This is a genomic window from Nocardia sp. NBC_00403, assembly GCF_036046055.1.
GTDB lineage: Bacteria > Actinomycetota > Actinomycetes > Mycobacteriales > Mycobacteriaceae > Nocardia.
The window spans coordinates 7,883,667-7,908,601 of the sequence record NZ_CP107939.1; the positions used below are offsets into that span (position 1 = coordinate 7,883,667).

Sequence of the window (24,935 nt, forward strand, 5' to 3'; positions counted from 1 at the left end):
CTCGCGCGCCCTTTGCCGGGACTGCGCTGCCCGTCGCGATCGCCGTATCGGTGGGCGTGCTGTGCGCTGTGATGCTGGTGTCGGTCAGCGTCGGATCGGTCACCGTTTCCCTCGCCGACACCGGGCGGGTGATCTTCGCCCATGTCGGCGGTAAGACACCCGGTGTCGGGTTCACCGTCGACCAGATCGTGTGGAACTACCGGTTGCCGCGTGTCATCCTCGCCGCGCTATGCGGTTGCGGCCTGGCCGTCTCCGGGGTGATTCTGCAAGCGCTGGTGAACAATCCACTCGCCGACCCCTACGTCCTCGGCCTGTCCTCGGGCGCCTCGCTCGGCGCGGTGACGGTGATGGCTTCCGCGGGGGCGGCGCTCGGCGGCGTCGGCGTCTCCACCGCCGCGTTCCTCGGCGCGATCCTCACCGCCGCAGTGGTATTCGCGCTCGGGCAGCGCCGCGGCACGGTGGTGCCGATCCGCTTGGTCCTGGCCGGTGTCGCCGTCGGCTATCTCTTGCTGGCGGCGACGAACTACCTTCAGTTGCGCGCAACGCCCAACGAACTGCGCGCGGTGATGTTCTGGACCATGGGCAGTGTCGCCGGGGCGAGCTGGGAGCGACTCGGGCCGGTCACGGCGGTGGTGCTGCTCGTCGTCGCCGTGGTGCTGGCCTTCGGCCGTCGGCTGAATGTGCTCGGCACCGGCGACGAACAGGCCACCGCCCTCGGCGTCGACGTGCGCACGACCCGGATCATCTTGCTGGCGCTGGCATCCCTGCTGACCGGCACGCTGATCGCGGTCGCGGGCGGAATCGGGTTCGTCGGCTTGATGATTCCGCATCTGGTGCGCCTGAGCTTCGGCGTGGACCACCGCCGCGCGCTGCCGCTGTCGGCATTGCTCGGCGGCGCCTATCTCGTTGCGGTGGACTTGCTTTCACGCACAATCGGTGCCCCCGATGAACTTCCGCTCGGCATCTTCACCGCCGCGTTCGGCGCACCGTTCTTCCTCTGGCTGCTGCGCCGCGACGGAGATCGGACATGACCGAGAAGGCCACCGAATCACCCACTACCGCAACGACTGTCGCCTTCGACAACAGCACGCCCCCCGGCGACGCGATCGAACCGACCGCCGAACTGTCGGTCACCGGGGTGACCGTCACGTTCGGTAATTCTCCCGCACTCGATGCGGTGACGATGCACGTCCCGCCGGGCTCGATCGTCGGCGTGGTCGGGCCGAACGGCAGCGGAAAAACAACCCTGCTGCGCACGATCTACCGTTCGCTGCGACCCGATCGTGGCGCGGTGCTGATCGACGGGGCCGACATCGCCGCAATGTCCGTCCGCACCGCGGCGCGCACGACCGCGGCGGTGCTGCAGAATGGCGCCGGATCACCGGAGCTGACCGTCGCGGAAATGGTCGAGCTGGGCCGCAACCCGCACCACGCATTGTTCAGCCGCGATACCGCCGATGATCGGGCGGCCGTGACGAAAGCGATGGCCGAAAGCGGTGTGATCGCCTACGCCGACCGTTCCGTCGGCTCGCTCTCCGGCGGCGAGCGCCAACGCGTCCTGCTGGCCAGAGCACTCGCGCAACGTCCACGCCTGCTCGTCCTCGACGAACTCACCAACCACCTCGACGTCCGCGCCCGCTTCGAACTGCTCGACCTGATCCGCTCCACCGGCATCACCACCCTCGCCGTCCTGCACGAACTCGACCTGGCCGTCCGCTACTGCGACCAACTCGTCGTCCTGAACCACGGTTGCGTCGTCGCCGCGGGCCCGGTCCTCGATGTCATGACCCCCGCCCTACTACGCACCGTCTTCGGCGTCATCGCCACTACCACCCGCCACGACGACCACACCATCCGAATCAACTACGCCGCCACCCCTCTTGCTCCCCAGCCATGACATCGACCTCGGCGAGCGGGACATCACTGCGCGTGCTTCTCGACGGGTGCCGCGGCCGTGTTCCGTTCGACGAGACGGGCTCAACCGTCGGCACTGTGATAGGCGGTGAAACGGGTTGCGGCGGTGCAGTCGTCACGAGCGCGGGCCACTCGCACCCCGACCGTGCCGACGGGGCAGCCGCAGACCGTCGCTGCCTCGGCGTAGGCGCGGGGAACTTCGGTCTCCCCGTGGACGACAATCTCGGCGTGGAGTGCAAAGTGTGCCGGACGGCGCTGTCGGCTCGGATCGATGGCGAACGTGAAACCGTTCCCGCGGCGCGGGTGGACGAGCATCTGGAACAGTGCACCGCGTGCTGCTCCTGGTACGTCGCGGCGGTGGAGACCACGCGGCTGCTGCGCCGCGGCACCGGGTACGCACCCGATCTCACCGCCGCGATCTTCGCCGCCGCCGATCTGGACCGGCCGCGGCCGTCGCTCGGTTCGCGGATGAGCGCCTGGTTCCTATCCTGGCGTACCGCGCTGACCTCCTCGCGCACCGTATGGACCCGGCTGCTGCTCGGCATGCTCGGCGTCGTGCAGTGTGGCTTGGCGATCGGCCAGGCTGCGGGGGCCGACTTCGGCATGAGCCACCAGCACGACAGCGACATGACCCGGCACCTGCTGAACGAGACCTCGGCGTGGAGCCTCGCGATCGGCATCGGCTTCATCTACTGCGCGTTGCGGCCGTACGCGACCTCGGGTGTGCTGCCGGTGCTCGGTGTGCTGGTCGCGACGCTGACCGCGTTCGTGATCGGCGATCTGAACTCGGGGGTCGTGCCGCTGTCCCGTGTCCTCTCCCACGGTGTCCTCGTCGTCGCGCTCGTGTTGGTCGTTGTCGTGCACCGCACCCGACGACCGCACACCTCACCGCCCTCGCGCACCACCAACAGCCCGCCCACCGAACTGGTCCTGCCGCCCGGCGCCCAGCTCGGCCGTCGCACCGGCCACCTCAGATCGACTCGAGATCCCGCTGCCTGACCGAACGGAAACATGAGTACCGACATCGCTTTTCCGGAATCCGCCACCCGCGTCGAACCCACCACCCGCATTTCGCTCGCCGTCTCCGGCATGAGCTGCGCGGCCTGTGCGACCCGGGTGGAACGCAAGCTCAACAAGGTGGTCGGGGTGACCGCCTCGGTGAACTACGCCACCGGCGTGGCGACCATCGATGCCACCGGCGAGGTGACGGCCGGACAACTGTGCGCCGATGTCGAATCGGCGGGCTATGGCGCGGAACCTGTTGTCGCGCATACGGGCCGGATCGTTTCAGCTCCCGAGGACGCTGCCGTCGGTGATCTGTTCCGCCGCCTGGTTGTCGCGCTGCTGCTGTTCTTCCCTCTTGCCGACCTGTCGGTGATGTTCGCGACCGTGCCGGCCACCCGGATCTCGGGCTGGCAGGTGATCCCGACGGTGCTGGCGTTGCCGGTGGTGGTGTGGTCGGCGGCGCCATTCCACCGGCGCGCCTTCCACGGCGCGAAAGGCCTTGCCGCGAGCATGGACACGCTGGTCTCGGTCGGGGTGATCACCGCGACGCTGTGGTCGTTGGACACCATGTTCGTGCATTCGGATCTATCGCAGCCCGCACCGGACGGGGTGTGGGATGCGATCTGGTCCAGCGATTCCATCTACCTCGAGGTCGCCGCGGGCGTCACCGCGTTCGTCCTCGCCGGTCGGTATTTCGAGGCGAAAGCCAAGCGGGCGGCAGGTAGTGCGTTGCGCGCGCTGGCCGCGCTCGGCGCTCGCGAGGTAACCGTGCTGACCCGTGGCGATCACGAAATGCGGGTGCCGATCGGCGAACTCGTCGAGGGCCAACGGTTCGTCGTGCGCCCCGGCGAGACCATTGCGACCGACGGCCTCGTGGTGTCCGGCGGATCCAGCGTCGATGCGAGCGCGATGACCGGCGAATCCATCCCCGTGGACGTAACGCCCGGAATGGAAGTCATCGGCGGCACCACCGCGTTGACGGGACGGCTGATCGTGGAAGCCGCTGCGGTGGGCGCGGATACGAAGCTGTCGGGGATGATCCGGCTGGTCGAGCAGGCCCAGACCGGGAAGGCGCGCATGCAGCGGGTGGCCGACCGAGTGTCGTCGGTGTTCGTGCCCATCGTTTTCGCGATTGCCGCGGGCACCTTCGTGACTTGGCTGCTAACCGGTGCGGGCGCGGAGAAAGCAGCGGCAGCCGCACTCGCGGTGCTGGTCGTCGCGTGCCCGTGCGCGTTGGGGCTGGCGATTCCGACGGCATTGATGGTGGCGTCCGGGCGAGGCGCACAGCTCGGCATCTTCATCAAGGGTCACCAGGCACTGGAGGCCACGCGGGATGTGGACACCGTGGTGCTCGACAAGACCGGGACAGTCACCAACGGCGCGATGAGCGTTGTCGCAGTATCCGTGGTCGGCGCAGCGACTGTGACCGGCATGGCGTCGACGGACAGCCCGACAACCCCGGACAGCACGGCAACCGCCGATGGCGCAGTGTCCGACAGCGCCATGATCACCGAATCCGACGTGCTGCGGCTGGCCGGTGCCGTCGAAGCGGCCTCCGAGCATGCCGTCGCGGCGGCCATCACGCGGTATGCACGGGAACTGCTCGGTGAGCTGCCCGCCGTCGAATCCTTCACGGCGCTACCGGGATTGGGTGCCAGCGGCCTCGTGGCAGGCGAGATGGTATCGGTCGGCCGGCTGCGCCTGCTGAACGAACACGGCGTCGACGTTCCCCCGTCGTTGAATCGCATCGTGCGGCAGCAGGAACGGGCTGGACGCACGGTGGTGCTCGTCGTTGTCGACGGCGTCGCCCGCGCGGTCATCGCGGTGGCCGACACGGTGAAGGAGACGGCCGCCGACGCGGTCGCCCGGCTGCATCGACTCGGACTGCGCACCATGATGTTCACCGGCGACAACGCCTACGCGGCCCAATCGGTCGCCGATGAGATCGGCATCGATGAGGTTGTCGCCGAACTGCTTCCGGAAGACAAGGTCGAGCTGATCGCCGGCCTACAGGAACAAGGCCACCGCGTCGTCATGGTCGGCGACGGCATCAACGACGGCGCCGCCCTCGCGACCGCCGACCTCGGCATGGCCATCGGCGCAGGCACCGACGTTGCCATCGCCGCAGCCGACGTCATCCTGGTCCGCGACGACCTCGGCGCCGTCGCCGATGCCATCGAACTGGCCCACGCCACGCTGCGCACCATCAAGGGCAACCTCGTCTGGGCCTTCGGCTACAACGTCATCGCCATCCCCATAGCCGCCCTCGGCTACCTCAACCCCCTGATCGCCGGCGCATCCATGGCATTCTCATCGTTCTTCGTCATCTCCAACAGCCTCCGCCTGCGCCGAGCCCGCTTCCGGCTGTGAGCGCAGCTCGCATGCCACCGAATGAGCCTGCCGCCGCCGAAGCGCGGGAAGCCGGCGAGCACGACTTCCGGTCAGCGGCGGGTGGCGGCCAACTGCTCGAGCATGGCGTTGTACGCGGCGAGGTCGGAGTCGGCGTAGATGTCGTCCTTGCGGTCGGTGCGCACGGCAGTGCGGCGGTCCTGGGCTACCCATTGGGACAGGAGTGCGCCGACTACCAGCAGGATCGGGACTTCGCCCGATACCCAGGCAATTCCGCCGCCGACCCGTTGATCCGACAGGAGGTCGGTATGCCACGGCAGGTCGAGCTGGTCGTAGAAGCGGGCGCCGATCACGGTGTTCATCGACATCACTGCGACGCCGAAGAAGGCGTGGAAGGGCATGATCGCGAACAACATGCCGAGTCTGCCCAGGTGCGGCAGCCTGCGCGGGCCGGGGTCGATGCCGATGATGCCCCAGTAGAAGAGGTAGCCGATGATCAGGAAGTGCACGTTCATCAGGACGTGACCCCAGTGGTATCGGATCAGATTCTCCAGCAGCGGTGTGAAATACAGACCGTAGAGCGAGACGACGAACGCGGCGATCGCCGTGCCCGGGTGGGCGATGACCGCGGTCGGCCGGGAATGCAGAATCCGCAGCACCCATTCGCGCACACCGGGGACCTCGTCGCGTCCAGCGGCGGGCACCGCGCGCAACAGCAGCGTCACCGGGGCCCCGAGCACCAGGAGCACGGGCACGAACATGTTCAACGCCATGTGCGTGACCATGTGCACGCTGAACATGGCATAGCCGTAGCTGCCGATACCCGACGATGTCGAAATCAGCAGGACCGCACAGCCACTCACCCAGGATGTCGCACGCCACCGCGACCAGCTGTCACCTCGTCGGCGCAGCCGTAACACCCCCGCCGCATACAGGACGACACTGACGGCGGCCGCAGTCCCGAGCACGATATCGAAGCGCCATACCGTCATCAGCCGGATCGCATCGGGCTGATGCGCCAGGTCGAAGCCGATGAACACCTCTTGGGCGGTGAACGTCCGATCGGCGAAGGCGGGCGCGGGCTGGACCGCCATCGCCACTATCGTCGTCAGCGCGACCGCGGAAAGTGCTGCGACACAGCCGATCAGGAGCGCGATCCGGGCACGTGCGGATGCCGAGAAAGCGCCGCAACTCGACATCGCCGCGATCCGCCGCACCGTCACTGCGACACCGATCGCAAGGACAACCGCCACCATCGCGAGCCGCCCGTATCCGGATGCAGGTACCGCTGACCAGGGCAACAGCACGGCAGCGAGCACCAGCCCACTCGAGACCGCCGCCGCCAGACACAGCCGGGCGATCGTCACACAGCGCCGCACCGCGATCACGACGTGAGATCCGTTGCGCCGCACCTGCGCCGCCACGCACCAGGCCAGGCCGGGCAGTATCGACACCGCGATCTGGAAGATGATCATCGCGGCGGTGGCATAGTCGTGATCAGGTCCTTCCCCGGCATTGCCGACCAGCATCGGTGGCAGCACGGCGATCGCCGCCGACCCGGTCCATGCCGCCAACCCGACCCAAGACAATGTCAGCCGAGTGGCGAGGGTCAAGACACCGGCGAACACCGCGACGACGATCCACGCCTTCGGTTTCTCGCTCGCATCGATCAGCGCACCGAGCGCGCCGAGTCGAAACATCGCCGCTGTCGATAAACCTGCCGCATTGCTCGCAGTGACCGGGACCAGCAGCAACGCCGACACCAACCACACCGCGGCCGCCCGCTCGGCGACCCGGACTCCGGCGTACCCATCGATATCGACCCGGCCGCGCGCCGTGACGGCGGTGCAGCACACCGCGTACACCAGGGATCCGAGCGTGGCCGCGCCCGCGAGCGCGGCCACCACCCGAAGCACCACATACCCGAGCACATCCCCGATGCCCGGGTAGGCGGTGCCCGCTTCTCGATAGGGCATCTCACCCGCGCCGAGAACCGATCCGACAATGAGTACCAGCGAAACGAGCACCGCCGCACACCAGAGGACGTGGACTGCCGAGCGCTGCACCTGCACGTTGTCGTCCACCAATCCCTTTGAATGTCCTGCGTGGGAAACCGGCCCTCGTCCAGCCGTCGGGTGAACTCACGCGAAAGTTCCCGAGGCCCACGGGAAATCGGCTCGATGGGACGAGCGTCACAGGTCGACGTCGTCGAATCGGGTCAGGTGGCGCTACGACCGGGCGAGCTAGCTGTACTGACCTGAGAGGTTAGTAACGCGGCTAGCGGGCGGGTGGCCTGCGAGTGCGGTGTGGCCGCGGTGGTGATTGTAGGTGTGGAGCCAGGTGGTGAAGGCTGCGCATCGTTCAACATCGCTGCGGTAGAGCCGCGCATAGGCCCACTCGTCGGCCAGGGTGCGGTGGAAGCGTTCGACCTTGCCGTTGGTTTGGGGCCGGTAGGGACGGGTGCGTTTGTGGACCACCGGCCCTAGGGCCTCGGCGAAGGTGCGGGATCGGTAGCAGGACCCGTTGTCGGTCAACACCTTTCGGGTGATGATGCCGTTGGCGGTGAACCAGGCGTTGGCGCGTGCCCAGAACGCGGCGGCGGTTTCCTTGCGCTCGTCACCGAGGAGTTCGGTATAGGCCAGCCGGGAATGATCATCGAGGGCAGTGTGCAGGTAGTGGTAGCCGTGCATCGGGTTGCCGTGAACATTGTTGACCCTGGTTAGCTTGTGCGCCTGGGAATTTCGGTTGCCAGCGGAACGGCCGAGCTTGCGCCAGCCACCGCCGTCGGGGATCTTGCCGAGTTTCTTGACGTCGATGTGGATCAGATCGCCCGGGGCATCGTGTTCATAGCGGCGTACCGGTTGGCTGGTGGCGCGGTCGAGCCAGCGCAGCCGTGCCAGCCGGTAGCGGGTCAGGACCCGGTGCACCGTCGAGGGATGCAAGCCCAGTAGGTAGGCGATGCGGGCCGGTCCCCATCGGCGCAGCACACGAACTTTGATGATGCGGCGTTCGGTGCGAGTCGGTGTCCGGCGCGGGCTGTGATGTGGTCGCGAGGACCGATCGACCATGCCCGCCGGGCCCTGCAGGCGATAGCGACCCGCCCACCTCGACGCGGTGGTGGCCGAGACCTGGAACCGTTCGGCCGCCCGGCGGAGCGGCCAACCTTCATCGACGACACAACGAGCAAGACGCAACCGGCCCAACTCCGTGAGCGGGGCATTACGGTGAGACACGAAGACCTCCGACAGGTGAATGCGTTCCTAGACAGCTCGCACTTCACTCGGAGGTCTTCGCCATGTCAGCTCGCCACGCCGTCACCAACGTCCATGGTCAGTACAGCTAGCGCACATCACACCCAGGGTCGGAGAAATCAGGGGAGGCTCGCGCTCATTCCGCCGGAGATGGTCACCGCTTCGCCGTTGAAGTGGCGGCCGTGATCGGAAACCAGCAGCAGCACCGCCTCGGCGACTTCGGCGGGATCGATCAGGTCGCCGTTCGGTGGGCCGGAGTTGAACATCTTCATGGCGTCTTCGCGGGTCGGATTTTCGATGTCCGGCATCAGGTGTCGCCACATGGCGGGGTTCTGGATCATGTCGGTGTCCACGCCGGAGGGTAGTACCGCGTTGACGGTGATCCCGTGCTCGGCCACTTCCAGCGACAACGATTTGACCAGACCCAGCACCGCCCATTTGGCCGCGGCGTAGTGGCCCGCGCCCTTGACCCCCATCCGGCCGACAATGGAGGAGGTCGCCACGATTCGGCCCCCTCGGCGTTCGATCATGTACGGCACCACGGCGCGGAAACTGTGGAAAACGCCGGTGAGGTTGACGTCGATCATGTCCTGCCAGGTCTGCTCGTCCATCTCCGCGACGGGCGAATTGGACGAGATGCCGGCGTTGGCGACGAGGATATCGATGCGCCCGAACTCGTCGACGGCCTGCTCGGCCACCGCATTCATCTCGGGCCCACTGCGCACGTCGGCCTTGATCGCCAGACAGCGGCCGCCTGCTTCGGCCACCAACTCGGCGGTCTCGGCGAGATCGGCGTCGGAACTCAGCGGATAGGGCACGGTGGCGATCGGTCCGGCGATATCGCATATCACGATATCTGCGCCCGCGGCGGCGAGCGCCACGGCATGGGCGCGACCTTGGCCCCGCGCTCCGCCGGTGATCACAGCTACTTTTTCGTCGAGATTCCCCATGGTTCTACCCCCTATCCGCGCATGGCCCGGTAAGGCCCACCCATCCTCGCACGATCGAATCGGCCCCCGGGCACCAATGGCGGAAAGCGCCCATTTCGGAGATCGAAAAGGCGCATAATCCGGACACAGGCTGGTCGGCGGTTGGGAAGGTGGCGACGGCCGTGAGTACTACTACTCGAATACAAGCTGTTCGACCGTATCCGCAGCGTGTGGGACCGAAGGGCTCCTACATCTGGAAAATGATCACCACCACCGATCCGAAGGTGCTCGGGGTCATGTACTTGACCACCGCGATGACCTTCTTCTTCATCGGCGGCTTGATCGCCCTGCTGATGCGCGGTGAGCTGGCGCGGCCCGGCATGCAGTTCCTCTCGCCGGAGCAGTTCAACCAGCTGTTCACCATGCACGGCACCATCATGCTGCTCTTCTATGCCACCCCGATCGTGTTCGGTTTCGCCAATGCCGTGCTGCCATTGCAGATCGGGGCTCCGGACGTCGCGTTTCCCCGGCTGAACGCATTCAGCTACTGGCTATACCTGTTCGGTGCGACCATGGCGACCGCGGGGTTCCTCACCCCGGGTGGCCCTGCCGATTTCGGATGGACCGGCTATACCCCGCTGAGCACCTTCGAGCACGCGCCCGGCGCCGGTGCGGATCTGTGGATCATGGGTCTGGCCGTCTCCGGTCTCGGCACCATTCTCGGTGGCGTCAACATGATCACCACCGTCGTCTGTCTGCGTGCCCCCGGCATGACCATGTTCCGGATGCCGATCTTCACCTGGAACATTCTTGTCACCAGTGTGCTTGCGCTGCTCGCCTTTCCGATTCTGACCGCGGCGCTGATGGCACTGGCGTTCGACCGGCATCTCGGCGGGCACATCTACGACACGGCCACCGGCGGAGTCCTCTTGTGGCAGCATTTGTTCTGGTTCTTCGGCCATCCCGAGGTGTACATTGTCGCGCTGCCGTTCTTCGGGATCGTCACCGAAATCTTCCCGGTGTTCAGCCGCAAACCGCTGTTCGGATACAGCACGCTGGTGTACGCGACGCTGTCGATCGCCGCGCTGTCGATGGCGGTGTGGGCCCACCACATGTACGCGACCGGCGCCGTGCTGCTGCCGTTCTTTTCGATGATGACCTTCCTGATCGCGGTTCCGACCGGGGTGAAGTTCTTCAACTGGATCGGCACCATGTGGCGCGGTCAACTCACCTTCGAGTCACCGATGCTGTTCTCCGTCGGATTCCTCGTCACGTTCCTGTTCGGTGGGCTTTCCGGCGTCGTCCTGGCCTCTCCGCCTATCGACTTCCATGTCACCGACAGCTATTTCGTGGTCGCGCACTTCCACTACGTGCTCTTCGGCACCATCGTTTTCGCGACCTTCGCGGGCATCTACTTCTGGTTCCCCAAGATGACCGGACGGATGCTCGACGAGCGGTTGGCCAAGTGGCATTTCTGGACCACGCTGATCGGGTTCCACACCACGTTCCTGGTGCAGCACTGGCTGGGCGCCGAGGGCATGCCACGTCGCTATGCGGACTACCTGCCCAGTGATGGCTTCACCGCGCTGAACACGATCTCGACCATCGGCTCGTTCATCCTCGGCGCTTCGATGCTCCCGTTCGTCTGGAACGTCTTCAAGAGCTTCCGCTACGGCGAAGTGGTCACGGTGGACGATCCGTGGGGCTATGGCAATTCGCTGGAGTGGGCGACGACCTGCCCGCCGCCGCGGCACAACTTCTACGAGCTGCCGCGTATCCGGTCGGAGCGTCCCGCGTTCGAATTGCACTACCCACACATGGTCGAGCGAATGCGGGCCGAGGCATACAGCGGCTGGGGCTCCGCCGGACAACATGCCACTGAGCTGCGCGAAGAGACGCGGACGGCGCTCGCCACCGACGGTGAACCCGATGCCCAGCCCCCGGAAACTCGCGCGCCGGACAGCTCCGCGCCGTAGCCGGCCACGCTCGCTAGGGTCGTGCCGTGACAGCACCCGACTCCTCCCGCATGTACGACGGGCGACCTGTTGCAGACCGCAGGGCCCAGCGACGGGCGCAGTTCCTTGCCGCGGGGCTCGAGTTGTTCGGTGAGAGCGGGTACCAGGACAGCTCGATCACCGCGCTGTGCCGGGCCGCCGGCCTGGCACGCAGCCAGTTCTACGAGCACTTCCACAACCGTGAGGAACTACTGCTCGCCGTCTTCGACATGATCCAGGAGGAGGCGAGGCAGGCTGTGGCCGAGGCAGTGGACCTGACCGAACCCGGTGACGGCGTCGGCTGGGCACAGGCCGCCGTGCGCGCCTATGCCGAATCGCTCGGGCGTGACCCGCGCCGGGCGCGGATCTCACAAATCGAGATTGTCGGCGTCAGCGAACGGGTCGAGCAACACCGCCTCGACCAGCGCGACGCATGGATGACGTTCTTCGCCGATCAGTGCACACGCACCCTCGGACCGGACTTTGTCCCGCCGGGCGGCTACCGCGCGGCGGCAACTGGGTTCGTCGGCGCACTGAACGCCCTCGTACACCAGTGGAGCACCGGTGACTCGCGCCTCGACCTGGCGGCCGTCACCGAGGTGCTGACCCGATTCCTGACGAGCCTGACGACCGTCAGCGAGTAGCCCGACCGTTCGTCGTCGCCCGAATGTTGTCCCGGACCGCCGCCAGATCCGGATAACCGTTCACCGCCATCAGCAGATCCGCTTCCGCCAGGATCATCCGCAGCACGTGGACCAGACCGGGCACCCCGGCCAGCGCAAGGCCATAGACGTACGGGCGACCGATGCCGACCATCGTCGCGCCGAGCCCGAGCGCCTTGACCACGTCGGAGCCCGACCGCACGCCGGAGTCGAAAAGCACGGGCACCCGGTCATCGCAGGCCGCCACGACCGCGGGCAGCGTCTCCAGCGCGCTGAGGCCGCCATTCGCCTGCCGCCCACCGTGATTCGAGCAGTAGATGCCGTCGATGCCGCCGTCGATGGCGCGGCGGGCGTCGTCGGGGTGCGAGATGCCCTTGAGCACGATCGGCAAATCGGTCAAGGACCGTAGCCACGCCAGATCCGACCAGGACAGCGGGTTACCGAAGGTTTGAATCCAGTTCAGGATGATGGTTTGCGGGTCGTCGGACCCCACCATCTTCTGGAATACCGGATCGGAGGTGTAGTTCTTCAGGACATGCCCGCGCAGCTGTGGGAAGTTGCCCGTCGCGAGGTCACGCGGTCGCCAGCCGGGAATCCAGGTGTCCAGGGTGACCGTGATGCCGCGGTATCCGGCCGCCTCGGCCCGGCTCACCAGGCTCGCGGCGAGGTCGCGATTCTTGGGCGTGTAGAGCTGGAAGAAGCTGGGCGTCGCACCGGCGTGCGTCACGACCTCTTCCAGCGGGTCCTCCATCAGGGTGGAAAACACTGCGGGCACACCGGTTTTCGCGGCGGCCTCGGCAACCGCGATGTCGCCGTGCTTGTCGCCGACCAGCCCGATCACGCCGACGGGGGCCATGAAGATCGGGCTCGGGAACGTTATTCCCCACGCGGTGACCGACAGATCGCGCTCGGTCGCGCCGACCAGCATGCGCGGCACCAGGCCCCAGTCCGCGAAGGCATCCACATTGCGGCGCTGGGTCAGCTCGTCGCCCGCACCACCCGCGATGTAGGAATGCAGCGAATCCGGCAGCGCGGCGGCGGCCTTGGCCTCCAGGGTGGCGTAGTCGGCAGGGAACTCGGGCGGATGCCCGCCCAGCGCGCCGAAATAGATCTCGTTCTGATAATCGGCGAACGCCATCGTTGCGCCTTTCCGTCGGTCGGCTGGACGATAGGAGGGTCGAGCCTCCCTCGCCGAATATTAGACGCTACTGTCCATCATCAAGGCCGGAGTAGTCGCGAACCATTCGACGACGGCACAGCGAAGGAGACTGTGCGTTGCCTCACAGTTTCGCAGGCCGACCGGCCATCCAAGGTGGTGTCCGGAACTGAAAACAGATTGTGAGTACTACGCCGTGGATCCCGACTACCTCGACAGACACAGTGACCACGACTCCGCTCTGGTTCGCCAGATCGCCAGCCTCCCGCTGCGTCGCCTGATGCGCCATGCGCTGGGTCTCTCCGAGGAGTCCATGGACCTACTCACCGCCGTCACCGACCGCCTCCGCACCGCCGAAGGTGCGCTGGCGGACCCCGCGACCCTGGGCGAGTGGTAGCCGATCCGATAAACCGAGCGCGACCTCGAGGAACTCCTCGCCACCGTGCCCGCGGCGGCACGTACCCCGACCGGAGAGTTCGGGCGGCGCCATCGCAGTACGTCAGATGTCGATTCCCAAGCGGCGGGCCAGCTCTGGGGCAACCGGGTAGTCCCGCTCTTCGGGGAGAAGATCTTTGGCACGGTGCTCGTGGCCGCCCTGGAGGAGGCTGTGGATCTTTCGGACCGTGGGGGTGAAGTCCTCGATCTGCACCGTCCAGTCGTCGACGTAGCGATCGACGAGGTGGCGGCTGATCCCCACCTGGATGGCGCGGGCATCCAATGTTGCGCCACGCAACGTCCTTTCCGGATCCCACTGCACATGGACGAGTGCCCGGCGAAGACGCGCGCGCCACTCGTCGGTGCTGCGGTATACCCGCTTGTCCGCGTGGGTGAGCTCCGCCGAACCGAGCGCCTCTTCCCACCCGCTGCGGGTGATCCGCACGGCGAGAACCATTTCCTGACCGGGCTTACGGCCCCAATTGCTCCTGGCCATCATCCACAAGAACGACGGCTTGATCCATGTCATCCGCTGCCGCGAAAACGGCTCGACGAACCGGCCGTTGGCCACCGCGGGCTTACCGATCCCCGGCTGGTAGGCCTGATACACGACAATGGTGTCGCGGTCGTAGTCGGCTCGAATCCCATATCCCTTCATGCGATTCACCATGACAGCAGCTCGCGCCGACAGCAATCTATTTTTGGTCGATAGCACCTAAACCATGCGGCAAACGTCGGGCCGGCGGGCGAGCATGCCGATAGCGTGGCTCAACCGTCCTGCTTCCCGAGAAGTTCGTCCACGAGCGCGGTGGAATGGGTAGCCGAGCGCATTCGAGGGTGGTCGAGGACCTCACGCAAGAAGTCTCGTGTTGTCTCTACGCGGGCACCGGATATCCGGAATTCGGCGAGTGCTCGTTGCATGCGTGCGATGGCGCGGGCGCGGTCGGGCGCCCACACGATGACTTTGGCCAGCAGCGAGTCGTAGTGCGGCGGTATCTGGTAGCCGGCCTGCACGTGCGAGTCCACCCGGACGAAAGGTCCGCCGGGAGGGGTGAACTCGGACACCAGTCCTGGGGCGGGTGCGAATTCGGCGGCCGGGTTCTCGGCGTTGATACGGCATTCGATGGCCGCGCCGCGAACCGAGATCTGGTCCTGGGTGTACCCGAGCGGCGCACCGGCGGCAATCCTGATCTGCTCGGCGATCAGGTCGATGCCGGTCACCATCTCGGTGACCGGATGTTCCACTTGGATGCGGCAATTCACCTCCATGAAGTAGAAATTTCCCGCCCTGTCCACCAGGAACTCCACGGTGCCCGCGCCGACGTAGCCCGCCTCCAATACACCGTCGACGGCCGCGCGGCCCATGCGCGCAGCCAGCCCGTCGGGCAGCCGCGGTGCCGGTGACTCCTCGATGAGTTTCTGATGGCGGCGCTGCACCGAGCAATCGCGCTCACCGAGGTGGACGCCCGCTCCGTGCCCGTCGCACAACACCTGGACCTCGACGTGTCTGGCGCCCTCCAGATACCGCTCGAGGTAAACCCTGCTGTCTCCGAACAACATTCGTGCGGTTGCACGCGTCTCTTGGAAGGCGCGCCGGAACACCGAACTGTCACCGACCACCTGCATACCGCGGCCGCCGCCGCCCGCGGCCGCCTTGATGATCACCGGGTAGCCGATCCGATCGGCAAGTGCGTGGGCCGCGTCGAGTTCGAGCGGGTCGAGGCTGCCGGGCAACAACGGCAGCCCGGCCTTCGCCATCAGCGTGCGCGCGGACTGCTTGTCACCGAGCTGCGCCATCACATCGGCGGGCGGGCCGATGAGCGTGATGCCCGCCGCACGGCAGGCATCAGCGAAATCTGGTGACTCCGAAAGGAATCCGTACCCGGGATGGATCGCATCCGCGCCGGTCAGCTCGGCGGCGGTCAGCACGGCCGCGGCATTGAGGTAGCTGCGTTTCGCGGCGGCGGGACCGATCTGCACTGCTTCATCGGCGAGGCGGACCACCGCCGAATCGCGGTCGGCGACCGAATGTACGGCCACCGTGCGCACGCCCATTTCTCGGCAGGTACGCGCAACCCGCAACGCGATTTCGCCCCGATTGGCAATCAAGACCTTGTCGAACATGACGGCTCCCGATCCCCTACGCCACCGACCGGACCTGGGCCTGCCGCCGCGCGCCGAAGCGGCGGAAGCGCGCCCGCCGTTCGGCCGCGATGTCCTCGCCGCTACGGCCGCTCAGCTCGCGCAGGTTCGCCACGAGAGCGCGGTGCAACTGGTTCGCGGCCGCCAGCGGCGCACCGCCCACATCGTCGCCGGGTTCGGGCAGCACCGCGTCGACGACACCGAGCCGCAGCAGGTCACGGGCCGTAAGGCACAGTGCTGCAGCGGCATTCGGCGCGGCGGCGGGATCGTTCCACACGATCGCCGCACACCCCTCCGGACTGATCACCGAATAGGTGCCGTTGGCGAACATCAGCACCCGGTTGGCAACACCGAGCGCCAGCGCGCCACCGCTGCCGCCCTCGCCGATGACCACGCTGATCACGGGCACCTGCAACGCGGACATCAGGCGGATGTTCTCGGCGATGACGATCGCCTGCCCTTGCTCCTCCGCGGTCGCGCCCGGGTACGCGCCCGGTGTATCGATCAAGGTGATCACCGGCAGCCCCAGTTTCTCGGCGAGACGCATGAGCCGCGCCGACTTGCGGTAGCCCGCGGGGGTCGGCATGCCGAAGTTGCGGGCCATCAACTCCTTCGGCTCGTGACCCTTTTGCTGCCCGATCACCATGACCGGCTGATCATCCAACCAAGCCGGACCACCGACGACCGCGGCGCAATCACCGGAGATCCGGTCGCCGCGCAATTCCAGAAACCCCTCGAAGGCGAGCGCGAAGTAGTCGAGCGCGGTCGGTCGGCTCGGCTTGCGCGCCCTGCGCACCTGGGCCCAGGGATCGGTTTCGGAAACGAGGCCGGGATCGGCGATGGTGCCCGGATCGGAAAGAGCGGGCCCAGCGGCAGCGGCCACCGGCGTCACGATGCGCAGCAGCGAGCCGAGCGCCTGTCGCAGTCCCGATCTCGGCACGATCATGTCGATGAGTCCGCGCGCGAGCAGGAATTCCGCGGTCTGGAACTCGGCGGGCATTTCCTGCCGGATCGTCTGCTCGATCACCCGCCGCCCGGCGAATCCGAGCCGCGCGCCCGGCTCGGCGATGAGAACGTCGGACAACGTTGCGAAGGAGGCTGCGACGCCGCCGTAGGTCGGGTCGGTGATCAGGGTGATGGTCAGAATGCCGGCACGATCGAGTTGCTCGAGTGCGGCGCTGGTCTTGGCCATCTGCATCAGCGACAGCGCGCCCTCCTGCATCCTCGCGCCGCCGGATGCGGTAACAATCAGCAGCGGAATGCGTTCGGCGAGAGCGGTTTCCGCGGCCTCGGTGATCATCTCACCGACCGCGGTGCCCAGGCTGCCGCCGAGGAACCGAAAGTCCATGGCCGCGATGATCACCGGGTTGTCCTCGATCGTCGCGAAAGCGCAGAGCACCCCGTCCGACATCCCGGTGCGGGCCCGCGCCGCGGCGAGCCGGTCCCGGTAGGGCTTGGTGTCGGTGAAGTCGAGCGGATCGTCGTCGGTCGACGCAACGGCGAACGTTTCGAAGCGGCCGCCGTCGGCGAGTTGCCCGATGCGCTGTTGCGCGGTGATCGGGGTGTGCTTGCCGCATTCGGCGCAGACGCCGAGGTCGCGGGCGAATCGTTTGCCGTACACCGGAATCCGGCAGCCGGGGCAGAGCATCCACTCCGCAGCGCCGTTACGGCTGTCTGCTGACATCTTCACGCGTTTCTCCTGTGCTCGATAACGCCGGCCACGTGACTACTCCCCACAGCTTCCGCGCGCCCACTAGAGAACAACTGGACTCGCGGGCTCGAGTGAGGTTCGAGGGCGCCATCGGATGCTTGGTGCCGATCAACGCTGGAATGGCGAGAACCTCGTCGGCGTGAAGGGAGATACAGCTATGCACACCTTCGTCACCGGTGGTGCGAGATGACCCGCCGTGTTGTCGTCACCGGACTCGGCGTTCGCGCGCCGGGCGGATCCGGCAAGGACGAGTTCTGGAAACTGCTGTCCTCGGGCCGCACCGCCACCCGCCGGATTTCGTTCTTCGACGCCTCGCCCTACCGATCCCGAGTAGCAGGCGAAGCAGACTTCGATCCGGTGCTGGAGGGTCTGTCGCCCCGAGAGATTCGGCGGATGGACCGCGCCGTCCAATTCGCTGTCGTGTGTGCGCGGGAGGCTGTGGCCGACAGCGGGCTGGATATCGGCTCGCTCGACCCGCACCGCCTCGGCGTCAGCCTCGGCAGCGCGGTGGCCGCGGCAACCAGCCTGGAACAGGAATACCTGGTGCTGTCGGATTCCGGGCGGAACTGGCTGGTCGACCAGAACTACCTGTCGCCGCACATGTTCGACTACATGATCCCGAGCGTGATGCCCGCGGAGGTGGCCTGGAGCGTGGGCGCCGAGGGTCCGGTCGCGATGGTCTCCAATGGCTGCACCTCCGGTCTCGACTCGGTCGGGCACGCGGTGCAGTTGATCCGTGAGGGCTCGGCAGAGGTCATGCTCGCAGGTGCGTCCGACACCCCGATCACTCCGATCGTGGTGGCCTGTTTCGACGCGATCAAGGCGACCACCTCCCGCAATGACGAGCCCGAAGTGGCCTCGCGCCCCTTCGACAACTCCCGCAACGGGTTCGTGCTCGCCGAGGGCGCGGCGATGTTCGTGCTGGAAGAGTACGAGAGCGCCCGCGCCCGCGGCGCGCACATCTACGCGGAGATCTCCGGCTACGCGACTCGATGCAACGCCTACCACATGACGGGGCTGAAGGCCGATGGCCGGGAAATGGCCGAGGCGATCCGGGTGGCGCTCGACGAATCGCAGATCGACCCGACCGAGGTCGATTACATCAATGCGCACGGCTCCGGTACCAGGCAGAACGACCGGCACGAAACAGCAGCGGTGAAGCGCAGCCTCGGCGCGCATGCGTACGAGACCCCGATGAGTTCGATCAAGTCGATGGTCGGCCACTCGCTCGGCGCGATCGGGTCGGTCGAGATCGCGGCCTCGCTTCTGGCCCTCGAGTACCAGGTGGTGCCGCCGACGGCGAATCTGCACGAACCCGATCCGGAATGCGACCTGGACTATGTGCCGCTGGTCGCGCGCGATCATCGGATGGACACCGTGCTCACCGTCGGCAGCGGGTTCGGCGGATTCCAGAGCGCCATGGTGCTGCGCCACCCGAAGGGTGCGGCGGCATGACTCTGGTGACGGGAATGGGCGTCATCGCCCCGAACGGCCTCGGCCCGGAGCGGTTCTGGGACGCGGTCCTGGAAGGTCGCGGCGGGATCGCGCCGCTCACCCGGTTCGACACGAGTGCTGCCACGGCACGATTGGCCGGGCAGGTCGCCGATTTCGAGGCGGCCGAGCACCTGCCGAGTCGACTGCTCCCACAGACCGATGTGTCGACCAGAATGGCTCTGGTCGCGGCGCAGTGGGCGTTGGACGACGCGAAGGTGGACACCGCGGCACTCACCGACTACGACATGGGGGTGGTGACCGGAAACGCCTCCGGCGGTTTCGAATTCACCCACCGCGAGTTCAACAAATTGTGGTCGCTCGGTTCGCAGCACGTGAGCGTGTACGAATCCTTCGCCTGGTTCTATGCGGTGAACACCGGCCAGATCTCGATCCGGCACGGCATGCGCGGTCCGAGTAGTGCGCTGGTCGCCGAGCAGGCGGGCGGCTTGGACGCGGTCGGGCACGCACGGCGCACGGTGCGACGCGGCACCCCCCTGGTGGTGACCGGCGGCGTCGATTCGGCGCTCGACCCGTGGGGTTGGGCTTCGCATGTCTCCAGCGGCGCGGTCAGCACGGCTTCCGAACCGTCGCGTGCGTACCTGCCCTTCGATGTCGCCGCCACGGGTTACGTGCCCGGTGAGGGCGGCGCGATGCTCGTGCTGGAGGATGCCGCGGCCGCGCGAGCGCGCGGTGTGCCCAAGGTACACGGCGAGATCGCCGGGTACGCCTCCACTTTCGACCCGCCACCGGGCTCGCAGCGCCCCTCGGGTCTACGCCGTGCGGCTGAGCTGGCACTCGCGGACGCGGGGCTGCGACCCGACGAGATCGACGTCGTATTCGCCGACGCCTCCGGGCTTCCCGATCGCGACCGCGACGAGGCCGCCGCGATCGAGGCGATCTTCGGGGCGAACGGCGTACCGGTGACCGCCACCAAACCACTGACAGGCCGGCTGTTTTCCGGTGCCGGCCCGCTCGACATCGTGACCGCGCTGCTGTCGATGCGCGACGCGGTGATCCCACCGACCGCCCACACCACCGAACTCGCCGAGGACTACCGGATCGATCTGGTGCTCGGTGCCGCACGGCGCGCCGATGTCGGTGCGGCCCTCGTTCTTGCCCGCGGCCGTTGGGGTTTCAACTCCGCGGTCGTCGTACGCACCGTGTCCGTCTAATCCGCAGCACTTCGAGGAGCCGATCATGACCATGACCATCACAGCACTGCGACAGATCCTCGTGGAATGCGCGGGCGGCGACGAGATCGCCGAGCTGAACGGCGATATTTCGACCGTCGATTTCGACCAGCTCGGCTACGACTCGCTGGCGTTGATCGAGACCGCGTCGCGGATCCAGCGCGATTTCGGCGTGATGATCCCGGAGGAGCAACTCATCGATGTCAAGACGCCGCAGGAACTGATCGATATCGTCAACGACCAGCTGCGTGGTGCGGCATGAGCGCGCTCGCCCGGGACATGCGCCATACCCAGGTCATCAAGGCGGCACCGGAGATCGTCTACGACCTGGTCGCCGATGTGAGCTGCTGGCCGGTGGTTTTCGGGCCGAGTGTGCTGGTTCGCCATCTGCATCGTGGACCGGACGAAGAGCGATTCCGGTTGTGGGCCACCGTCAATGGTGAGGTGACGAACTGGACCTCGCGACGGCTGCTCGACCGGGATCAACGCCGGATCTCGTTCGAGCAGGAACGCAGCCGCACTCCGATCGCGTCGATGGGCGGCAGCTGGGCTTTCCGCGAGCTCGACCCGGGCGTCACCGAAGTGACGTTGGACCACCGCTTCACCGTCGTGGACGACGTCGACCCCGCGCTGGTCGCCGGCGCGGTGGACGGCAACAGCATCAGCGAGCTCGCGGCGCTCGCGCGCATTGCCGAGCTTGGACATCCGATCGACGACGTCATCCACACCTTCGAGGACACCGTAGTGCTCGATGCCTCCGCCGCCGAGCTCTACGACTTCATCTACCACAGCGAACAGTGGCCCGAGCACGTTCCGCATGTCAGCAGAATCGAGCTCACCGAGGATGCCGAAGGCGTCCAGCTGATGGAGATGGACACGGTGACGGCAGGTGGGATCGCGCACACCACCAAGTCGGTGCGCGTCTGTTTCGACGGCACGCGGATCGACTACAAGCAGCTGATGCCGCCCGCCATGCTCTTCGGGCACAGCGGCGCTTGGGAATTCGCCGACGGCCGGGACGGCGCGGTGGTCACCGCACGGCACACGGTCGCCATCGACCCCGAGCGGGCGCGCGAAATATTGGGCGCGGATACCGATCTGGCCGATGCGCGCGCCTATCTCGGTGAGGCCCTCGGCACCAACAGCCGCAATACGCTGTTGTGCGCGGTGCGGTATGCCGCGGCACAGCAGGCCGACGCGACGAAGTCACCGACATGACCTCGACCCGACTCCCCCAGCTCGTCGCGCCGGTCGTGCGTGAAGTCGCCGACAACGTCTTCGCCTACACCCACAGTCGCGGCGGCTGGTGTGTCAGCAATGCAGGCGTTCTGGCGGGGACGAACGGCGCTCTGGTGATCGATACCCTGGCCACCGAAGGCCGCACGCGCGCCCTGGTCGACTTCGTCGACGGCTTGGAGGTCGGCCCGGCCAGGACGATCGTGAACACCCACCACCATGGCGATCACAACTTCGGCAACCATCTCTTCGGTCCCACCGCGGTGGTGCTCGGCCACGACCGCATCCGCCCCGAGATGATCGAGACCGGCCTCGCGCTGACACAGCTGTGGCCGGACGTGGCGTGGGGCGATGTACGAGTCACGCTGCCCACCATCACCTTCGCCGACCGGATCACCGTGCACGTCGGCGACCGCCGGGTCGAACTGATCCACCTCGGTCCCGCCGCGCACACCACCAACGACGTGGTCACCTGGCTCCCGGAGGAGCGCGTCCTGTTCGCCGGTGACATCGTCATGTCCGGCGCGGCCCCGTTCTGTCTGATGGGATCGATCAGTGGCTCGCTCACCGCCGTCCGCAAGCTCGCCGCGCTCGGCGCGAAAACCGTTGTCTCCGGTCATGGCCCGGTGACAGGTGCGGAAGTGCTCGCACAAACGGCCCGCTACCTGCAATGGATCCAGGAGCTCGCGGCCGAGGGACGCTCGCTCGGCCTGACACCGCTGGAGGTCGCACGGCAGGTCGACCACGGTGAGTTCACCGAACTCGTCGACGCCGAACGGATCGTCGGAAACCTGTACCGCGCTTATGCGGAACTCGACGGCGGGCCGGCGGGCGCACCGCTCGATGTGCTGTCGATTTTCGGCGAGATGGTTGCCTACAACGGAGGCAGGCTACCGACCTGCTACGCATGACGGCCGAGGACATAGACTCCCGCCGTGGGGTACTTCCTGAGTCTGTACATAGTCGACCTCAATACGGTCGACGAAGTGGTCGGGTCGAAGGACGACGGCCACTTCGCGCGTATTTCAGCCGAGCGCGCCGAGACCATGGCGCAGCTGGACGAGGACTACGCCGGGCAGATCGCCGATGGCGCGCCCACCGCGGCACAGGCACTACGGAGGGTGATCGACGGTGGCCCGTTCGAACAGCGGTACGCCAACGATTACCTGGACGTCTACGAGAGCATGTGTTCGGTTTTCGGTGCCGCACTCGACGACCTGTGGGGGCCGCTGCAGTTCGATTGGCCGGCCCGGGTCGATAAAGGCCTGGCCGCCTTGGGAATGCGAGTCAGCGTGCGCGCCTTCGCGGGAAACCGGTTGCCGGCCGGGCTGCCGCATCCGACGCTGGCAGGCTGCGGCGAGTGGGCCGAACAGGATTGTTTGGCCGCACTCGACCGATGGGCCGCCACGCTCCCCGAGCAGCGCGCCGCACTGGAACCGGAGGTGCTCGAGGGAATCGAAGACTGCGTCGCGTGGATGCGGGAGGTCAAGCGGTTCCCCGGCACCAGCATCGTGGGGTTCTGGGGCTGAGGATCGGTCGGCTCGAGCGTGATTCGAGCGGCAGCGCGCAGGGTGAGACCCATGAACGCAACCGATTTCGTCGGGACCTGGCAGCTGGTGTCCTACTTCGATATTGATGATTCGGATACGCGCAGCGAAGGGCCGCTGGGCGAGGCGCCGCGCGGGCTGCTGATGTACGAGCCGCACGGGCACATGTCGGTGAGCATGATGCGCACCGACGGGGCCGTCGGGGCGAATCCGTTCATGGGGTACGCGGGTACCTGGCGGCAATCCGGTGTGGAAATGGTGCACGCGATCACCGTGTGCTCCAACCCGGCCTGGGCCGATACCGAACAGGTGCGGCAATGCACGCTCGCCGGCGACACACTCACCTTGATCGGCGCGGCGCAGGTCGATGGCCGGACTCAGCGTCGAGTGCTGACCTGGCGGCGGGTCCGGCTCGTCGCCTGAACCCGCCGCCGTCCCGAAATATCTTGTTCCGCACTGATTCTCATTCCGGAACGTAGGAAAACAGCGCGTCATCGAACTGCACGGGTTCGTTGTCCTCTTTGAGCACCCCGGTGATCACTCCGCTCACCTGCGCGGTCACCGGGATCATCAACTTCATCGCCTCGACGATCGCAATCTGCTCGCCTGCCGAAATCCGATCACCCACCGCGACAAACGGCTCGGCGCCCGGTTCCGGGCAGCGGTAGAACACGCCGACACTCGGCGCGCGAATCACCGGGTCGACCGGTGTGGCCTCCTCGACCTCAGCGCTTTCCGGTGCTTCGGTCAGCGCCGTCCCGGATATCGGTACCGGGGCGGCAACCGCCCACTCCGCCTCGACCGTCACCTCCCCGACTTGAATCCGCAGGGCGCTCGGCTGTCGCGGAAATCCGGCGAGCAGCCGCAATGCGCCCGTCTGTATCGCCTCGAGGGTACGCAGGTAATCGTGCTGCTCGTCCGCAAGGTTCTCTTCCACTGTCGTCATCGCTGAGACCTTTCGACCAGATCAGTAATTGCCGAGTCCGCCACAGACATTCAGCGCCTGAGCGGTGACCGCTCCCGCGCCGGGGCCGATCAGATAATCGACCATGGCCGCCACCTCGAACGGCTGCACATAGCGCCCGATCGGCACCCTGGCGCTGACCCGGGCGTGCACCTCGTCGGTGTCCACGCCCCACAGCCCGGAGTAGACCTCCCGAACCCGTTCTGCCATCGGGGTTTCCACAAAACCGGGGCACACCGCGTTCACAGTGATCCCGGTCTTGGCGAGCTCGAGCCCGAGCGCCTTGGTGAACCCGACAACGCCGTGCTTGGACGCCGAATACGGCGCACCGTGCACGACGCCCTGTTTGCCACCGGTGGAGGCGATATTGACGATGCGCCCGCTACCGCGCTCGAGCATGCCGCCCGCGGTCAGCGTCGCTTTTGTCATCAGGAAGACGCTGTTGAGGTTGGTGTTGATCACGTCGAACCACAGCTCGTCGGTCACCTCGGCGGTCACCCCGCCACCGCTGCGGCCCGCGTTGTTGACCAGAATGTCGATCGGACCGTACCGGCCGACACCCGCCTCGACGTACTCCCGCACCTGCGCGGGGTCGCCGACATCGCAAACAGCGCCGTCGACCTCATTGCCCTCTTCCTGCAGGTCCTTGATGGTGTCGGTCAGCCGCTCCTGATCCCGAGCGCAGATGAACACCGAGATACCCTGACCAGCCAGACTTTTGGTGATCTCCAGACCCATGCCACTGGTCGCTCCTGTCACCAGCGCGACGCGCCGACTTTCCGCCATGACTCCTCCATCGCTCGAATATTCGAACTCGCCCGGTTTCTTCGACCTCCAGACTCGTCCGGGCTGCTATAGCTCTGGTCAACCCCGCCGCAGGGCAGGCCACCACTCGAGCAGGGCTCTAGCGTGATCGGTCACCGTGGCAGCAGAGATCCCCGCCGCACCAGGAGCGA

The 24,935-nt window shown here is 66.7% G+C and carries 23 protein-coding genes and 1 pseudogene; 14 read left to right on the top strand and 10 right to left on the bottom strand.

The window, feature by feature from the left end:
• Positions 1–71 precede the first annotated feature (71 nt).
• Positions 72–1,031, top strand: a complete 960-nt coding sequence (locus OHQ90_RS35420; protein WP_328405092.1) for a FecCD family ABC transporter permease — start codon at positions 72–74, stop codon at positions 1,029–1,031.
• A complete protein-coding gene (locus tag OHQ90_RS35425; RefSeq protein ID WP_328405094.1) occupies positions 1,028–1,897 on the top strand; it encodes an ABC transporter ATP-binding protein in 870 nt (289 codons plus the stop codon). The genes OHQ90_RS35420 and OHQ90_RS35425 overlap by 4 nt, the downstream gene beginning before the upstream one ends.
• Before the next feature lie 80 nt (positions 1,898–1,977).
• On the opposite strand, the pseudogene OHQ90_RS35430 reads toward OHQ90_RS35425, so the two are convergent.
• Positions 1,978–2,103: pseudogene (locus OHQ90_RS35430) on the bottom strand (sigma factor-like helix-turn-helix DNA-binding protein); the annotation flags it as partial.
• Positions 2,104–2,124: 21 nt separating this feature from the next.
• Between OHQ90_RS35430 and OHQ90_RS35435 the strand changes: the two are divergent.
• Positions 2,125–2,913: a zf-HC2 domain-containing protein gene (locus OHQ90_RS35435; RefSeq protein WP_328405096.1), complete on the top strand. Its 789-nt coding sequence runs from the start codon at positions 2,125–2,127 to the stop codon at positions 2,911–2,913.
• Between the two features lie 12 nt (positions 2,914–2,925).
• Complete coding sequence (locus tag OHQ90_RS35440; RefSeq protein ID WP_328405098.1) at positions 2,926–5,289, top strand: heavy metal translocating P-type ATPase; 2,364 nt, start codon at positions 2,926–2,928, stop codon at positions 5,287–5,289.
• A gap of 71 nt (positions 5,290–5,360) precedes the next feature.
• On the opposite strand, the gene OHQ90_RS35445 is transcribed toward OHQ90_RS35440, so the two are convergent.
• From OHQ90_RS35445 to OHQ90_RS35455, 3 genes are all read right to left on the bottom strand, one after another.
• A complete protein-coding gene (locus tag OHQ90_RS35445; protein ID WP_328405100.1) occupies positions 5,361–7,352 on the bottom strand; it encodes a bifunctional copper resistance protein CopD/cytochrome c oxidase assembly protein in 1,992 nt (663 codons plus the stop codon).
• 159 nt (positions 7,353–7,511) lie between these two features.
• A complete protein-coding gene (locus OHQ90_RS35450) occupies positions 7,512–8,501 on the bottom strand; it encodes an IS481 family transposase (protein WP_328399578.1) in 990 nt (329 codons plus the stop codon).
• 137 nt (positions 8,502–8,638) lie between these two features.
• Positions 8,639–9,469 carry a mycofactocin-coupled SDR family oxidoreductase gene (locus OHQ90_RS35455; protein WP_328405102.1) on the bottom strand — a complete coding sequence of 277 codons (831 nt, stop codon included), beginning with the start codon at positions 9,467–9,469 and terminating at the stop codon, positions 8,639–8,641.
• Between the two features lie 149 nt (positions 9,470–9,618).
• Here OHQ90_RS35455 and ctaD point away from each other — a divergent pair, with 149 nt between their 5' ends.
• Together ctaD and OHQ90_RS35465 are read left to right on the top strand one after the other, a co-directional pair.
• Positions 9,619–11,424 carry an aa3-type cytochrome oxidase subunit I gene (gene ctaD / locus OHQ90_RS35460; protein ID WP_328405104.1) on the top strand — a complete coding sequence of 602 codons (1,806 nt, stop codon included), beginning with the start codon at positions 9,619–9,621 and terminating at the stop codon, positions 11,422–11,424.
• Positions 11,425–11,450: 26 nt separating this feature from the next.
• Positions 11,451–12,086, top strand: a complete 636-nt coding sequence (locus tag OHQ90_RS35465) for a TetR/AcrR family transcriptional regulator (RefSeq protein ID WP_328405106.1) — start codon at positions 11,451–11,453, stop codon at positions 12,084–12,086.
• Here OHQ90_RS35465 and OHQ90_RS35470 read toward each other — a convergent pair.
• Positions 12,076–13,242 carry an alpha-hydroxy-acid oxidizing protein gene (locus OHQ90_RS35470; RefSeq protein WP_328405108.1) on the bottom strand — a complete coding sequence of 389 codons (1,167 nt, stop codon included), beginning with the start codon at positions 13,240–13,242 and terminating at the stop codon, positions 12,076–12,078. The genes OHQ90_RS35465 and OHQ90_RS35470 overlap by 11 nt on opposite strands.
• A gap of 214 nt (positions 13,243–13,456) precedes the next feature.
• Here OHQ90_RS35470 and OHQ90_RS35475 point away from each other — a divergent pair, with 214 nt between their 5' ends.
• The gene (locus OHQ90_RS35475) at positions 13,457–13,657 is read left to right on the top strand and encodes a hypothetical protein (RefSeq protein WP_328405110.1); all 201 of its coding nucleotides are present in this window, start codon (positions 13,457–13,459) and stop codon (positions 13,655–13,657) included.
• Between the two features lie 102 nt (positions 13,658–13,759).
• Here the strand turns inward: OHQ90_RS35475 and OHQ90_RS35480 are convergent, their stop codons facing one another.
• From OHQ90_RS35480 to accD, 3 genes are all read right to left on the bottom strand, one after another.
• Entirely contained in the window at positions 13,760–14,353 is a 594-nt protein-coding gene (locus OHQ90_RS35480; RefSeq protein ID WP_328405112.1) for a DUF4291 domain-containing protein, read from the bottom strand.
• 110 nt (positions 14,354–14,463) lie between these two features.
• Entirely contained in the window at positions 14,464–15,819 is a 1,356-nt protein-coding gene (gene accC / locus OHQ90_RS35485) for an acetyl-CoA carboxylase biotin carboxylase subunit (RefSeq protein ID WP_328405114.1), read from the bottom strand.
• Between the two features lie 16 nt (positions 15,820–15,835).
• Positions 15,836–17,521 carry an acetyl-CoA carboxylase, carboxyltransferase subunit beta gene (gene accD / locus OHQ90_RS35490; protein WP_328413327.1) on the bottom strand — a complete coding sequence of 562 codons (1,686 nt, stop codon included), beginning with the start codon at positions 17,519–17,521 and terminating at the stop codon, positions 15,836–15,838.
• Positions 17,522–17,734: 213 nt separating this feature from the next.
• Between accD and OHQ90_RS35495 the strand changes: the two genes are divergently transcribed.
• From OHQ90_RS35495 to OHQ90_RS35525, 7 genes are read left to right on the top strand one after another with little or no spacing between them, the layout of a single operon-like run.
• Complete coding sequence (locus OHQ90_RS35495; protein WP_328405116.1) at positions 17,735–19,003, top strand: beta-ketoacyl-[acyl-carrier-protein] synthase family protein; 1,269 nt, start codon at positions 17,735–17,737, stop codon at positions 19,001–19,003.
• Positions 19,000–20,214 (top strand): ketosynthase chain-length factor, encoded by a 1,215-nt coding sequence (locus OHQ90_RS35500; RefSeq protein ID WP_328405118.1) that lies wholly within the window; start codon positions 19,000–19,002, stop codon positions 20,212–20,214. The genes OHQ90_RS35495 and OHQ90_RS35500 overlap by 4 nt, the downstream gene beginning before the upstream one ends.
• Positions 20,215–20,239: 25 nt before the next feature.
• On the top strand, positions 20,240–20,494 hold the full coding sequence (locus OHQ90_RS35505) for an acyl carrier protein (protein ID WP_328405121.1): 255 nt from the start codon (positions 20,240–20,242) through the stop codon (positions 20,492–20,494).
• Entirely contained in the window at positions 20,491–21,450 is a 960-nt protein-coding gene (locus OHQ90_RS35510; RefSeq protein ID WP_328405123.1) for an aromatase/cyclase, read from the top strand. The genes OHQ90_RS35505 and OHQ90_RS35510 overlap by 4 nt, the downstream gene beginning before the upstream one ends.
• The gene (locus OHQ90_RS35515) at positions 21,447–22,379 is read left to right on the top strand and encodes an MBL fold metallo-hydrolase (protein WP_328405125.1); all 933 of its coding nucleotides are present in this window, start codon (positions 21,447–21,449) and stop codon (positions 22,377–22,379) included. Before OHQ90_RS35510 ends, OHQ90_RS35515 begins: the two co-directional genes overlap by 4 nt.
• Positions 22,380–22,403: 24 nt before the next feature.
• Positions 22,404–22,997, top strand: coding sequence for a DUF7691 family protein (locus OHQ90_RS35520; protein WP_328405127.1), 594 nt, complete (start codon positions 22,404–22,406; stop codon positions 22,995–22,997).
• Positions 22,998–23,048: 51 nt separating this feature from the next.
• Positions 23,049–23,438 carry a lipocalin-like domain-containing protein gene (locus OHQ90_RS35525; protein WP_328405129.1) on the top strand — a complete coding sequence of 130 codons (390 nt, stop codon included), beginning with the start codon at positions 23,049–23,051 and terminating at the stop codon, positions 23,436–23,438.
• A gap of 40 nt (positions 23,439–23,478) precedes the next feature.
• Here OHQ90_RS35525 and OHQ90_RS35530 read toward each other — a convergent pair whose 3' ends face one another.
• Positions 23,479–23,961 (bottom strand): acetyl-CoA carboxylase biotin carboxyl carrier protein, encoded by a 483-nt coding sequence (locus tag OHQ90_RS35530; protein WP_328405131.1) that lies wholly within the window; start codon positions 23,959–23,961, stop codon positions 23,479–23,481.
• A 21-nt stretch (positions 23,962–23,982) separates the two neighbouring features.
• Positions 23,983–24,765, bottom strand: coding sequence for an SDR family NAD(P)-dependent oxidoreductase (locus tag OHQ90_RS35535; protein ID WP_328405133.1), 783 nt, complete (start codon positions 24,763–24,765; stop codon positions 23,983–23,985).
• Between the last annotated feature and the right edge of the window lie 170 nt (positions 24,766–24,935).

What these genes read in the sequence shown, in the direction of transcription:
- OHQ90_RS35500 (WP_328405118.1), top strand. Translation starts at nt 19,000, where the DNA reads ATGACTCTGGTGACGGGAATGGGCGTCATCGCCCCGAACGGCCTCGGC.
- OHQ90_RS35535 (WP_328405133.1), bottom strand. Translation starts at nt 24,765, where the DNA reads ATGGCGGAAAGTCGGCGCGTCGCGCTGGTGACAGGAGCGACCAGTGGC.
- OHQ90_RS35530 (WP_328405131.1), bottom strand. Translation starts at nt 23,961, where the DNA reads ATGACGACAGTGGAAGAGAACCTTGCGGACGAGCAGCACGATTACCTG.
- OHQ90_RS35455 (WP_328405102.1), bottom strand. Translation starts at nt 9,469, where the DNA reads ATGGGGAATCTCGACGAAAAAGTAGCTGTGATCACCGGCGGAGCGCGG.
- OHQ90_RS35420 (WP_328405092.1), top strand. Translation starts at nt 72, where the DNA reads ATGCTGGTGTCGGTCAGCGTCGGATCGGTCACCGTTTCCCTCGCCGAC.
- OHQ90_RS35510 (WP_328405123.1), top strand. Translation starts at nt 20,491, where the DNA reads ATGAGCGCGCTCGCCCGGGACATGCGCCATACCCAGGTCATCAAGGCG.
- OHQ90_RS35440 (WP_328405098.1), top strand. Translation starts at nt 2,926, where the DNA reads ATGAGTACCGACATCGCTTTTCCGGAATCCGCCACCCGCGTCGAACCC.
- OHQ90_RS35425 (WP_328405094.1), top strand. Translation starts at nt 1,028, where the DNA reads ATGACCGAGAAGGCCACCGAATCACCCACTACCGCAACGACTGTCGCC.
- OHQ90_RS35505 (WP_328405121.1), top strand. Translation starts at nt 20,240, where the DNA reads ATGACCATGACCATCACAGCACTGCGACAGATCCTCGTGGAATGCGCG.
- OHQ90_RS35480 (WP_328405112.1), bottom strand. Translation starts at nt 14,353, where the DNA reads ATGAAGGGATATGGGATTCGAGCCGACTACGACCGCGACACCATTGTC.
- accC (WP_328405114.1), bottom strand. Translation starts at nt 15,819, where the DNA reads ATGTTCGACAAGGTCTTGATTGCCAATCGGGGCGAAATCGCGTTGCGG.
- accD (WP_328413327.1), bottom strand. Translation starts at nt 17,521, where the DNA reads ATGTCAGCAGACAGCCGTAACGGCGCTGCGGAGTGGATGCTCTGCCCC.
- OHQ90_RS35525 (WP_328405129.1), top strand. Translation starts at nt 23,049, where the DNA reads ATGAACGCAACCGATTTCGTCGGGACCTGGCAGCTGGTGTCCTACTTC.
- OHQ90_RS35495 (WP_328405116.1), top strand. Translation starts at nt 17,735, where the DNA reads ATGACCCGCCGTGTTGTCGTCACCGGACTCGGCGTTCGCGCGCCGGGC.
- OHQ90_RS35515 (WP_328405125.1), top strand. Translation starts at nt 21,447, where the DNA reads ATGACCTCGACCCGACTCCCCCAGCTCGTCGCGCCGGTCGTGCGTGAA.
- OHQ90_RS35470 (WP_328405108.1), bottom strand. Translation starts at nt 13,242, where the DNA reads ATGGCGTTCGCCGATTATCAGAACGAGATCTATTTCGGCGCGCTGGGC.